The organism is Achromobacter spanius, assembly GCF_002966795.1.
Lineage (GTDB): Bacteria > Pseudomonadota > Gammaproteobacteria > Burkholderiales > Burkholderiaceae_B > Achromobacter > Achromobacter spanius_D.
The window spans coordinates 5,617,289-5,627,835 of the sequence record NZ_CP023270.1; the positions used below are offsets into that span (position 1 = coordinate 5,617,289).

Annotated in this window: 17 protein-coding genes; all 17 read right to left on the reverse strand. The window is 61.3% G+C overall.

Annotated features, from left to right (window positions below):
- Positions 1-306 (reverse strand): DUF1799 domain-containing protein, encoded by a 306-nt coding sequence (locus CLM73_RS25415; RefSeq protein ID WP_105240784.1) that lies wholly within the window; start codon positions 304-306, stop codon positions 1-3.
- An 8-nt stretch (positions 307-314) separates the two neighbouring features.
- A complete protein-coding gene (locus CLM73_RS25420; protein ID WP_105240785.1) occupies positions 315-626 on the reverse strand; it encodes a phage tail assembly chaperone in 312 nt (103 codons plus the stop codon).
- 2 nt (positions 627-628) lie between these two features.
- Positions 629-1,216 carry a phage tail protein gene (locus CLM73_RS25425; protein WP_158685937.1) on the reverse strand — a complete coding sequence of 196 codons (588 nt, stop codon included), beginning with the start codon at positions 1,214-1,216 and terminating at the stop codon, positions 629-631.
- Between the two features lie 128 nt (positions 1,217-1,344).
- The gene (locus tag CLM73_RS25430) at positions 1,345-1,704 is read right to left on the reverse strand and encodes a DUF3168 domain-containing protein (protein WP_105240787.1); all 360 of its coding nucleotides are present in this window, start codon (positions 1,702-1,704) and stop codon (positions 1,345-1,347) included.
- Positions 1,694-2,221, reverse strand: coding sequence for an HK97 gp10 family phage protein (locus tag CLM73_RS25435; protein WP_105240788.1), 528 nt, complete (start codon positions 2,219-2,221; stop codon positions 1,694-1,696). Before CLM73_RS25435 ends, CLM73_RS25430 begins: the two co-directional genes overlap by 11 nt.
- A complete protein-coding gene (locus CLM73_RS25440) occupies positions 2,214-2,567 on the reverse strand; it encodes a head-tail adaptor protein (RefSeq protein WP_105240789.1) in 354 nt (117 codons plus the stop codon). The genes CLM73_RS25435 and CLM73_RS25440 overlap by 8 nt, the downstream gene beginning before the upstream one ends.
- Positions 2,564-3,040, reverse strand: a complete 477-nt coding sequence (locus CLM73_RS25445; protein ID WP_105240790.1) for a phage gp6-like head-tail connector protein — start codon at positions 3,038-3,040, stop codon at positions 2,564-2,566. The genes CLM73_RS25440 and CLM73_RS25445 overlap by 4 nt, the downstream gene beginning before the upstream one ends.
- A gap of 2 nt (positions 3,041-3,042) precedes the next feature.
- On the reverse strand, positions 3,043-3,297 hold the full coding sequence (locus tag CLM73_RS25450; protein ID WP_105240791.1) for a hypothetical protein: 255 nt from the start codon (positions 3,295-3,297) through the stop codon (positions 3,043-3,045).
- A gap of 51 nt (positions 3,298-3,348) precedes the next feature.
- Complete coding sequence (locus CLM73_RS25455) at positions 3,349-4,593, reverse strand: phage major capsid protein (protein ID WP_105240792.1); 1,245 nt, start codon at positions 4,591-4,593, stop codon at positions 3,349-3,351.
- A 2-nt stretch (positions 4,594-4,595) separates the two neighbouring features.
- Positions 4,596-5,435 carry a head maturation protease, ClpP-related gene (locus CLM73_RS25460; RefSeq protein ID WP_105240793.1) on the reverse strand — a complete coding sequence of 280 codons (840 nt, stop codon included), beginning with the start codon at positions 5,433-5,435 and terminating at the stop codon, positions 4,596-4,598.
- Entirely contained in the window at positions 5,413-6,699 is a 1,287-nt protein-coding gene (locus CLM73_RS25465; RefSeq protein ID WP_105240794.1) for a phage portal protein, read from the reverse strand. Before CLM73_RS25465 ends, CLM73_RS25460 begins: the two co-directional genes overlap by 23 nt.
- Before the next feature lie 8 nt (positions 6,700-6,707).
- Positions 6,708-8,414, reverse strand: coding sequence for a terminase large subunit (locus CLM73_RS25470; protein ID WP_105240795.1), 1,707 nt, complete (start codon positions 8,412-8,414; stop codon positions 6,708-6,710).
- Positions 8,415-8,417: 3 nt separating this feature from the next.
- Positions 8,418-8,957, reverse strand: a complete 540-nt coding sequence (locus CLM73_RS25475; RefSeq protein ID WP_105240796.1) for a terminase small subunit — start codon at positions 8,955-8,957, stop codon at positions 8,418-8,420.
- A 240-nt stretch (positions 8,958-9,197) separates the two neighbouring features.
- Entirely contained in the window at positions 9,198-9,365 is a 168-nt protein-coding gene (locus CLM73_RS29185) for a hypothetical protein (protein WP_199778205.1), read from the reverse strand.
- Entirely contained in the window at positions 9,365-9,697 is a 333-nt protein-coding gene (locus CLM73_RS25480; RefSeq protein WP_105240797.1) for an HNH endonuclease signature motif containing protein, read from the reverse strand. Before CLM73_RS25480 ends, CLM73_RS29185 begins: the two co-directional genes overlap by 1 nt.
- 121 nt (positions 9,698-9,818) lie before the next feature.
- Positions 9,819-10,115: a hypothetical protein gene (locus CLM73_RS25485; protein WP_105240798.1), complete on the reverse strand. Its 297-nt coding sequence runs from the start codon at positions 10,113-10,115 to the stop codon at positions 9,819-9,821.
- Positions 10,112-10,495 (reverse strand): hypothetical protein, encoded by a 384-nt coding sequence (locus CLM73_RS25490; RefSeq protein WP_158685938.1) that lies wholly within the window; start codon positions 10,493-10,495, stop codon positions 10,112-10,114. Before CLM73_RS25490 ends, CLM73_RS25485 begins: the two co-directional genes overlap by 4 nt.
- Between the last annotated feature and the right edge of the window lie 52 nt (positions 10,496-10,547).

A 10,547-nucleotide genomic window follows, 5' to 3' on the forward strand; every position in this document is an offset into this window, starting at 1 on the left:
TCAACTCTTGTGTAGATACTCCAGGGCGGCGCGCTCGATCATTCGGAGCATGTCCATAACTTCGCACCGTCGCTTGCGCTGAATCCCGTGCAGCTGCAGGTCTGCATACAAGGCCATGTAATCTAGGCCAATGGGTCCGCCAGCTCCCATCCGCCATTGCGTATGGTTGCGTTCAAAGAGAGCGAACGCATCCGCCAGTTCTGGCGGCACCTCCACCGCCGGCCGCTTGAAGAACGCGGGACGCGACCGAATTCCCGCGAGTGCGAGCGCTTTTACTGATGGCGGCGTCCAGTAGAACGCCGCCACCGCCGCCCTCAGCCTTTTCCCAGTTCGACCTGCAACGCTCGGTTGTACGCCTGAACGATGGCCAGGTCGGCGCCTGGCTGGTGTTGGCGCAGCGCCGCCACGCCGGATTCGTCCAGCGGCATGTCCGCATTCCAGCGCTCGATCAGTTCCAGCAGCAGGCTATCGGTGCTGAGCTTGCCCTTTTCCACCTTCGACATGAGTGCCCGGTACTCGTCGCCGGTCTTGTGACGAAACGCCAGTTCCAGAGCCTGCGTCCGGCCCTGGCCGGTGATCGTCACCTTGGCCTCAATGACGGGGTTTCCTTTGATGATGAACGTCATGCTTAGGCCTCGTCGTAGGTCACGGTGTCGGCAACCAGCGACAGCGTGAAGGTGTTCTGCAGGTTGACGTTCTGGCCGCCGGTGGCTTCCTTGCGGAAAGAGGGATAGCCGTAGTAGTACGTGACGCTGCCATCCGGATAGGTCGTTTCCAGAACCACCGGCTCGCGCAGACGGTCGGCATTGATGAGCGCCTTGTACCAGGGCTTCTTGCGGTCGTAATCGACCGTGTAGGTCAGCACCGTCGGGGTTTTGACCGTCGGCTTCTGCTGTTGCTTACCCGTCGGGTCCTCGGTGTACTGGTACGTGTGGTACTGCTGCTCGCCCCCGGTGATCTGTACGTCGGTGATTTGGTCCAGGCTGACCCAGTCATTTACCTTGCGGAACGTGCCGGCGCCCTGTCCCGCCGGATAAAGGCGCAAGTCTTCGGTGTCGGCACCTTCAATCTTGAATCCATCGGCCGTCACGTCCGAGGCGCGGAACACCGAGTTGGCGAGCGCCGGCCAACCCGAGGCTAATACCAGCACGTCGCCGGAAGTGGGCGGGGTGGCGGTCGTCGCCGTCGGGTCTACCCCGTTCGTTACAGCGCTCATCGCCACTGCCTGCGCGAGCGTCTTCGAGACGCGGAATTGAGACCCGTTGATAAAAATGGAAGACATAGGTTTTCCTCAAATGGAAAAGCCCGGCGCAAGGCCGGGCTCGATGTGAAAGCGGGGAGAAGTCAGATTGGAAGGAACCAGATACCGAAGTCTTGGCGGGTGCCGTACTTCTTGATTGCCTCTTCGTAGAGGCTCGTGGGCGAGCCATACGGCTCAACAGCAGGAAAGTCGCTTTCGCACAAGGCGGTGCCGATTTGGTCAGCAATGTCGCTCGCCTGCGCCCGCGTGGCGGCCCATACGAAAACCTGCACGCGCTGATGCCGCTTCTCGCGCCGTTTGCGCTCCACGTACCACTGTTCTTGCCCGCCGGCGCCTTGGTAGACGATGAGCGGGAACACAGGCTTGTCAGGCGTGACATCCGGATACGCGCGTCCTTCGACCAGCGGCCCCAGCAGCGCTTTCAACTTGGCCTCAAGTGTCATCGTTCACTCCCTGCCCCGCCAGAAGCTCAGGCAGGCGCTGCCGCCCGCGCTGGATCATTGCCGCTTGCGCACGAGGCGAAGCGGCTTCGTACGCCGGCCGGAGGAATGGCGAGGCCGGTACCCATTTCGGAGTTGCAAGCTTGCGGCGCTTGTCGGTCACATAGGTTCCGTCGGCCTTCTTGATCACCGGATAGATCTGCCAGTGCCCGAACTCCACAAGGTGCCCGTGCGGCGCCTTGCTTTTGTTCCAGGTGACGGCATACTTGACCTCCTTGTCGCCCGAGTACCTTTCGCGGAAGGCCAGATAGATCGTCTCTGCCAAAGGGATTCTCGGCCCGAACTCCCCGACGGCTCCCTGACCGCTGCGGGGTGCCCGTTCCTTGGCCTCATCCCGCAGCACCTCGCCGCCAGCAACCGCCATCGAGCGCGCCAGGCTGACCCGTGCGGGCCCCAGCAGCCGATCCAAGCCCGCCGCCCAGCCGGATGTGTCGAAACTTGCTTGAAGCCCCTTAGCCATCACTGCCCCCCTGCTCGCAGATCAAGTCCGTCCACTGCCGTCGCGCAAGGTCCATCCGCACATTTTTGATGTCGAAGGGTTCGCCCACCGGCTGCCCGTCGTACAGCTCAAGGACGCGCATCCCCTGGTCGATGCCGCGGCGGAACCGGATCCGGAAACTGTATGCGTTGATGGACGCGCCAATGTTTTCCTGATTGCGTGTAATGGCGCCCATACCGGTCTGACCGCGAGGATCTGCCGGTACTGTTGCAACTTCCACCCAGGGTCCATTCGGCTGCCCCGCGTCGTCTTGCCCATCTTCCCGCCGTTCGATCCGAATTCTGGTGCGCAGCGTCCCGGCCCTCATGGCATCATCTCCCGCCTGTCTGCGCGCAGGAGTTCCGGCACCCCTTGGGGAAGCCGAGCCGCGCTTGCACCGACAACCACCTCTTCGCGGTTGGCATACAGATTGCCGAGCGTCAGCCGCACCGCGGCCCTGACACGGGGTGACGCCACCACGCCGAACAGCACGCGCTGAAAGCCGATCTTCGCTTCCTTCAACCGCTCCGTCGCAAGTGCGGTTGCCATTTGGCGCGCAGCCGGGTTGACAAGATCCGCCGCGGCCGCCATGGCTGCCTCATACGCGTCCTGCGCGTCGCCGGCGGCCTTCGGCAGCGCGTCCTGCGCGGCAATGAGGTCGGCTTGCGCCGAAAAGAATGCGCGGTTGAGATGGCCTGCCACTGCGCTTTCGGCAGCGGCGAGCAAGTCGGCCAGCAATGACGCGTCCGCCGGATCGGCGTTGCAATGAGCAATGCACTCTTCAGGCGTCAGCAGCGGCATGATCAGTCCTTCTGGCCTTCGGCCAGCGCTGCACGGAGCTTGTCGACGCCCCAGCGCTTGTCATACTTGATCTGCGCCACGTCCAACTGCGCCATCAGGTCTTTCTTCTCGTCCGAATCGTCCGCACTCGCTTCCAGCGCGCCCAAATCACGCGCGCCGGCCTCAAGTTCGGGAGGGCATTCCTCACCGGCCGCAAATTTGACCGGGTAGATAGCGCCCTTCGGCACACCCCGAAACGCCTTTATCAGCTTCGCCATATAACTCTCCTGAGATGGGGAAGGACGCCGGCTGGCGCCTTCCCCAGATGTTTAGCCCGCAGCGATCGTCATGGCACGCATCGGCTCGGGGTTATGCACTCCGCCGCCGACACGCTTGGTCGTATAGAAGAGAACGTAGGGCTTGTTCGTGTACGGATCGCGCAACACCCGTACGCCCACGCGGTCGAAGATGGTGTACGTGCGCTTGAAGTCGCCGAACAGCACCGGCGTTGCTCCGGCCACCGCATCCGGCATGTCGGGCACTTCGGTCAGAGGGAAGCCACCCACGGTGGCGGGTTGACCGGCGACGAAGGACGGCTGCCACAGGTAGTTGCCTTGACCATCCTTCAACTTGCGGACCTGGCCCTGGGTTTTGCGGTTCATGGCAAAGCGTGCGTTGCCCGTGAATGCCGAGGGCAGGTCGTAGATGAGATCAATGATGCCGTCCGACGTGATGGCTGCCGCCGCGCCGCTGTTCACCACCTTGATCGCGCCGAACGGATGCTTGGCCGCGTTGGCGCCGCCTTCGACATAGGTCAGGATCCCGAAGGGCTTGTTGGTGCCGTTGCCCGAAACGAAAGCCAGGCCCTCCTGCTTGGAAAACTCGGTTTCCACTTCACCTGCGAGCCAGCTTTCCAGATTGATCGCCGAATCGTCGAGCAGTTGCTGCGTCGCGGCGGGGTTGGCGTAGATTTCGCCCCAACCAAAGCCGAGCGAAGCGAAACCAGCCGTGTTGGTCTGCGGACGCGCCGCAGTCTCGCCCACCCAGCCAGATGCCGTACCGCCCATGTTGAAGAGCTTGGTCAGGCCGGCGCCGGATACCGGTTGTACGGTCGCCAGTTGCCGCATGGGCGAAACCAGCACCAGCTTGTCGGTAATGGTGCGATCCCACTCCACCGGAGCGAGATAGCCGCCTTCTTCTGCGGCCCCCTTGTTCAGCGCCGCCTGCACGTCTCCCTTTTTGAAGTGCGCGTTGAAGGCGTCGCTGTATTCGGAGTCCTTCAGGCGCTGGCCGGCGCCGTCGCCCATCTGCGCCGACGCGATTTTCATATTGGCGTCGTCGATGGCCGATTGAAGCCGGGAGATGTCCGCGTTGATCTTTTCGACCTTGAAGGCCTGAAGTGCATCATGCGTGCCCTTCTTGACCTCATCCAGCTGCTTGGAGTGTTCGTCTTTGAACGTGGCGAACGCTTGGTTCAGCTGTTCGATGAGGGCCTTCACCTCACCCGGGCTGCCGGCGTCGGCGCGTACGGAAACCAGCCCGCGGGGGACGCGGGCATTGGATTGTTGCTTCATGTTTAACCTCGCAGGGTTGTAAGTGTGGTTTGCAGCAGGGCTGCTACGTCGTCACCAGCGCACGGCGTGGTGGTTGTGGCAGCGCTCGGCTTGCCGGAGAAAAGTGCTTTGAAGGTGTCGCGGCGAGACGAGCGGCTGTATCCGGCGCGAGCCATGGCCGCCTCCACCTGGGCCAGGGCCCGCCGTTCGCCGCTCGATTGCGGCTGCTCGGTGACTGCGGTGCCATCCAGCAGCCCTGTGGCGAAGCCATCCTCGACCGCCTGATCCGCGCCGATCCAGGTTTCTTTGTCCATGAGGGCTGCGGCCTGTTTCGGCGTCATGCCCGTTCGAGCCGCATAAACCTGTGCCATCGCCTCGTCAAACGGCTCCAGCTTCGCGGCTGCGTCGATCAGGTCGTGGCGGTTCCCGATGGCTACTGCCCAGGCGTTATGGATCATCAGGAACGATCCCTGACCCATCAGGATTTCATCGCCCGCCATCGCAATTACCGACGCCGCTGACGCAGCCAAGCCCAACACCTTGACCGTGACCTTGGCCTTGTGCTCGCGCAGCGCGTTATAGATCGCCACTCCTTCAAAGAAATTGCCGCCAGGCGAGTTGACATTCACCGTCACGTCTCGGGCGCCGACGGAACGCAACGCGGCCTGAATGCGCTTGACCGTCACGCCGCTGCCATCCCAGGTATCTCCGATGGCGTCGTAGATCGAAATGGTGGCGTCTTCGTCCGCCGCTGCGGCGCGGACTTGCGGCGCCCACCGCTCCAGTGCGTCTGGACGCAGATCGAAGTCGGCAGCACCAAGGCGGGCATCCGCCTTGATCTCAGGCAGTTGCAGCAGGCTCATTGGGTTTTCCTTTTTGGGTGATGGGGTCGCGCAGCTTGTTTGCCTGCGGGTCATCGCTCGCCGCGAGGTCAGACAGCTCCCGGATCTCGTTCTGCCACATCCACGGAGCATGGCCGCCAGCGCCTGACGCTTTGGCGAAATAGTCGGCCTGGTCCTTCAACGTGCCGCGCATCAGCGCCCGCTCGTTGAACTTGTAGGCAAACTCGTCCAGTTCCTCATCGGTCAGGAAGGTGCGCATCGCCGCTTGTTCCCACGCCGTAAACCAGAACTGCAGCCCGTACTGCACGAAGAAGATCCCAAGCTGCTCAATGCCCGACCCCCAACTGGTGTCGTCCATCATCAAGAGCGGCCGCGGCACGCCAAAGGCACGCGCTACTTCTTCGATTTGCGTATTTCGGTTCTCGTTATGCTGCGCTTCGGCTGCCGTGGCCTTGAACTTGTTCGCCTTGGCGCCTTCCTCCAGCAGCATCCAGCGCTCTGCGTTGTCGGCTCCGGCAAAGTCCGTATCCAGCGAGCTGCGCATTCGACCATAGGCCGTATCAGAAAGCGCCTTGGGGACCTCCACCGCGCCGCCGGCCAGGTTGCCCGTCCGAAACACGCGGCCAGCGGCGCGCTCGGCGTCACGCGCCAGTGCGATGGCATCGCGCGCGAGCTTCATGCGGCCTAGCCCCTCCACCCCATCAATGGTGATATCCCGCAGGTGGAACACCTCCTTCTGGGATAGCTTTATCTGCTGGCCATCCGGCCGGGTGTACGTGTAACGCATCTCCCAACCCACAAGCTCGGCCTTGACGGACCCGAGCGCCATTGGCACCAGGGCGATCGGTCTGCCAGCTGACCAGATAACCCTGGCGTAGGCATTGCCTTGCTGCAGGACATGCAGCTGCATCATGCTTTTGAATTCGAAGGGCGTTTGCCACCCATTCGGCTTGAGCTTCATCAGCCGATATCCCGGGTGGTCTTTCGCTGGCGCCTTGGATGCGTCGTTTCGAATCAGGTTGAGCGGCAACATGCCAAGTGAAGTGACGATCAGCGACACGCACCGCAGTGCGGCCATGTTCCGTAGCGACTCGACCCGGCTGTTGTAGTCGCCGCTGCGGATGTATTCCAGCAGCGCTGGATCATCCAAGCCTCGGAACGCCTGCCCCCTGGGCTGCGCCGACGCCTGCGCGCTTTCTAGCGCAATGGTGGGCTCAAGGCGTGGGCCGGCTTCAGGCGCCGACTCGTCCGCCGAGCCGCCCAGAAAGCGGTCCAGTAATTTCATGAGTTCTCTCAGATAAATCGAATCCCGCGGGACTCGTATACCGACCGGCCGGAGGCCTCGGGATTAAGGACCATCAATTGCGCCGCATCGAATGTCGCCATCAAGGGATCAATCTTTGCGGTGCCGCTGGCCTGCTTGGTAATCAAGATGCCGTTGGCGCGCAGTTCGATACGAGCATTGCCCACAGACCAAGCCATCAGAGCCTGATCGCCATGTACGAAGGTGCCTTCGGCAAGCTTGCGCTCCACTGTCTTGATGATGCCGCCCAGCTTCCAGCCCTGCGACACACCGACGATCAATTCCTCGGGGATTTCAGCCTCTACCAGCGCGTCATTGAAGGTCACGCCGTTTTGGTCGGCACCGATTCCACATTTCTCGGGGAACAAACCCGCGTCATACACCTGGCGGATGAGGGCCGCCAGTTCTGCGGTGTCATCGCCGATCTGCTTGACTATGACCAACTCGCCAGCCCGTTCGAAATCGCGCAACCTGGGCTCAATCTCTTTGCGGCGCTCCAGAACAGACGGGTGTGCCCAGGCTCGCGCCCAATGCAGCCAGTTTCCCGTCCCACGCTCGCGCCCTAGAAATGCCAGGCCCAGCAGGTCATCCAGGCCGCCGCCGTCGATACCGGCCGTGACAACTTCGGAACGCTCCATCAGCGCGCGAAGTGTCAGTACGCGCTTCCCCCGCTTTAGCCAGTGATCAGCACCCGCCCAACGGTCAGAACGCAGGTTCAGCCCAATCTCGACATTCAGATGCTTGGCAAGGAATTGTTGGAATGCTCCGTCCGTTCTGGCCTGCAATAGCTTGAGCTGATCCCCCAACCATTCGGCGCTGACCGAGCGGCCGAGGTTCGGATTGGTGATGTAGAAGTTGGCCGGGTCGAGATAGGCTTTTGCCTCGACCATTTCTTCCGGAAACTCGTACAGGATGCCCAGCGTCTTCGGATCGACCACCCGCCCGTCTCGCACGTCGCGCCAGTAGGCGAGCTTTTCTTTGAAGACACCCGCCGGCGGATCGTCGCTCTGTGTGGTCAGGTAGATTACCCAGCCTTCATCACGCGATATTTGGCCGCCGAGCGCCTCCAGGAACATCGCCACCGCGTTAGCGCGCTTGCCGAATAGCCACAATTCATCGACCAAGATGCGACCGGACTTCTTGCCCGATACCGTATCGGTGTCGGCGGCCACCACCTTGAGGCTATTGCGCGTCGTCCGGTGAGTGATGGTGCGGATGTGGTCCTGAACGTGGAACATGTCGGACAGTTCCTCGTCCGCCCGAATCATCGCGGCTGCTGGCTTGAAGCTGTTGTCTGCGACTTCCTTGGTCGGGGCCAGGATCAAGTGTTCCTCTTCCTGGCGCCAGCAGATGATTACCGCCGTCAGCATGATGCCGGCGGCAATAGTCGATTTCGTGTTCTTCTTGCTGATCAACAGGCCATATTCCCGGATCCGTTGCTTGCCGGTGGCGGCGTCATATCCGCCGAAGATCGCCCGCACAAAGTCGAATACCCATTCTTCGGAGCACTCCCCGAAGGTCTGGTGTCGGTACGCCCCGATGGCCTCGTCGTAGACCTGCGCCAGATCTACGACCTTGAGCTGCTTGAAGATGCCGAGCGCATATTCGGCCTGGTCGGGGTAGATCGGCGGCGGAATGATCGACTGTCGCGCGCGCAGGCGTTCCGCCCAATCAGGGCACGCGGTTGTCCAGGCCATGGTTTACCCCTTCCCGACAACGCGTAGATGCGTGGGAGGCGGTGGCGGCGCGAATCGCCCACCGGTAGCAGCCTTGTTTGCCGCCTCCTGCTTCGCGCCCTTCTTGCCCTGTTCCGCAATTTTCCCGTGCGTGAACGGCATGAGCGCTTTGGCCGCCTCCAGCCGAAGTTTCGGCTCTTCCCCCGCGTCGTTCATGATCGCCACGAGAACAGCCCGCGGATCTGAGGTAAGCCCGAGAGCTTTCAAGCCGATTCCGTCGATGAGATCAGTGTCGGCGGCTGTGGCTTGCGGTCCGCTTGCCGGAGAATCCGGCTCCTTGGGATTCGGTGATTCGGCCTTTTTGTTAATCCGATTTTTGTTAACTGATTTGTTAACCTCGGCAATGCGCCCCACGGCGGCCAGAACATGCTTGTCACGCATCAGGCGGGCGGCTGCTTGGGCCGCCCCGTTTTCGCTGTAACCCGCATGGATAGCGGCTTTCGCACCGGTTAGACCCGACAGCAGCGCATCGACGAAGCGGCGCTTTTTGTCGGTTAATGCCATAGGTTTTGGTTAACAAGATTGGGTTAACAATTTTCCGAAACGGGGAAATTTTCTGTGCGTGAGGGAACAGGTGGTTTCCAAGGTCGAGCCGCCCTAGACTTTCGACCCGCCCCACTGCCTGCCGCGCGACCACCGGCGCTGCCCCCCTTCTGCCGATGCCCCAGGGATCCGCGCAGAGGCCCTACAGGACGCGACGATGGACCGGGCGCGCCTCGGACCCGACCTCCAAGCAGAGGCGCCCTACGGCTTCCTGCTGGCGGGGACGGACAGGCCGCGCCTGATCCACCGTTCCACCTTGGTCATGTCCGGCGTTGCGCCCGTCAAGCGTGCCGCGATGACGACGCCGACCAGGTACCAGCGCACCCACCACGCGACGCGAAGGGAAAGCTTGACTGTGATCTGTGCCATTAGGTGCGGCTCCTGTATCCCATGTCCTGACGCGTCTTGGCGTCGTGGCATCCGACCTTGCGACCGTGCGGATCGCGCGAGACGCACAGCACCTGCGAGTTCTCGTCGGTATCCGCGCCGCCATCGTTCAGGCTGACCTTGTGGTCCAGCTCGAACCCCTCGGGGTACACGGTCAGAGCGCCGCAGTGGGCGCAATGTGGATCAGCAGACCAGACACGCAACCGGCGGTTTTGCAGCTTGCGGCCCGTCATGCGCTTTGTGCTGGGCGTGGGCGCAACGGCCAGCCTGGAGGCGGCCATTGCAATGCGCGGCTTGAGTGTCGTGAGCTTCATGCCGATTCCCTATGTCATCTTCCCGGGTGCTTTCCACTGAGCCTCCAAATTAAAAGCCCCGACCGGAGAATCCGTATCGGGGCTTTGGCGCCTAGCGAATGCTAGCAATATTACTTTTCCTCTATAGCGTTTTTGGTGTCTCCGCTTTCGGCTTCAACTTCTTGTGCTTAAGAAGGTACCAAGTATCGCTATTGTTCCACCCCCAGTATTCATCGATACCGGTCACAATAAACCTGCCATTCGGGAGTGAGGTACGCAAGTCCTCTGCTAATTCTTTAGCAGAGGAGGTGGAAATCAGATAGAACGAGTTCGGCATATCGTATCGCCAGGTTTTAACCTTCTTACTCTGCTCCACTACAGCCTTGACTTCCTGCTGGGTTCCCACCTCGGGTTCGAATACAAGAAGAAAAGCTTTCACTTGGGATCCCCGCCCATTTGACCGTTTTCAATAAAAGCGTCCGGAGTAATCACAGACGCGTTCGCTAGCGGCATAGGACTTGTCATTCCCTTGTCTTGCTGCATAAGTTCCAAAGTGCGCTTTCGAATTTGGTAGTCCTCAGACTGAAGTTTGTCCCGATCGAAGATCAGCAGGAAACAAAAGCCGACTACCGTGGCAACGACAGGAACTACCACCAGTACTTGCAGCCACCACAAATCTCTTGGTGACAGCCCCAGAGCTATCGCGGAAGGGGCTGACACGATTGCGCATAACCACAGCATCGGATTTAGGGCGCTACGAACCGTGAGGCGTCCGCCCGCATCGGTCATGCGCCCCGCGATCATCTCTCGAATATCCATCCCGTGCCCTAGTCATTTTCGGATCGCGACATTGTACTTAGGTCTTACTCGG

What these genes read in the sequence shown, in the direction of transcription:
- CLM73_RS25430 (WP_105240787.1), bottom strand. Translation starts at nt 1,704, where the DNA reads ATGACACTTGAGGCCAAGTTGAAAGCGCTGCTGGGGCCGCTGGTCGAA.
- CLM73_RS25435 (WP_105240788.1), bottom strand. Translation starts at nt 2,221, where the DNA reads ATGGCTAAGGGGCTTCAAGCAAGTTTCGACACATCCGGCTGGGCGGCG.
- CLM73_RS25470 (WP_105240795.1), bottom strand. Translation starts at nt 8,414, where the DNA reads ATGGCCTGGACAACCGCGTGCCCTGATTGGGCGGAACGCCTGCGCGCG.
- CLM73_RS25420 (WP_105240785.1), bottom strand. Translation starts at nt 626, where the DNA reads ATGACGTTCATCATCAAAGGAAACCCCGTCATTGAGGCCAAGGTGACG.
- CLM73_RS25460 (WP_105240793.1), bottom strand. Translation starts at nt 5,435, where the DNA reads ATGAGCCTGCTGCAACTGCCTGAGATCAAGGCGGATGCCCGCCTTGGT.
- CLM73_RS25425 (WP_158685937.1), bottom strand. Translation starts at nt 1,216, where the DNA reads ATGAGCGCTGTAACGAACGGGGTAGACCCGACGGCGACGACCGCCACC.
- CLM73_RS25490 (WP_158685938.1), bottom strand. Translation starts at nt 10,495, where the DNA reads ATGGATATTCGAGAGATGATCGCGGGGCGCATGACCGATGCGGGCGGA.
- CLM73_RS25455 (WP_105240792.1), bottom strand. Translation starts at nt 4,593, where the DNA reads ATGAAGCAACAATCCAATGCCCGCGTCCCCCGCGGGCTGGTTTCCGTA.
- CLM73_RS25445 (WP_105240790.1), bottom strand. Translation starts at nt 3,040, where the DNA reads ATGCCGCTGCTGACGCCTGAAGAGTGCATTGCTCATTGCAACGCCGAT.
- CLM73_RS25450 (WP_105240791.1), bottom strand. Translation starts at nt 3,297, where the DNA reads ATGGCGAAGCTGATAAAGGCGTTTCGGGGTGTGCCGAAGGGCGCTATC.
- CLM73_RS25475 (WP_105240796.1), bottom strand. Translation starts at nt 8,957, where the DNA reads ATGGCATTAACCGACAAAAAGCGCCGCTTCGTCGATGCGCTGCTGTCG.
- CLM73_RS25465 (WP_105240794.1), bottom strand. Translation starts at nt 6,699, where the DNA reads ATGAAATTACTGGACCGCTTTCTGGGCGGCTCGGCGGACGAGTCGGCG.
- CLM73_RS25480 (WP_105240797.1), bottom strand. Translation starts at nt 9,697, where the DNA reads ATGAAGCTCACGACACTCAAGCCGCGCATTGCAATGGCCGCCTCCAGG.
- CLM73_RS29185 (WP_199778205.1), bottom strand. Translation starts at nt 9,365, where the DNA reads ATGGCACAGATCACAGTCAAGCTTTCCCTTCGCGTCGCGTGGTGGGTG.
- CLM73_RS25440 (WP_105240789.1), bottom strand. Translation starts at nt 2,567, where the DNA reads ATGAGGGCCGGGACGCTGCGCACCAGAATTCGGATCGAACGGCGGGAA.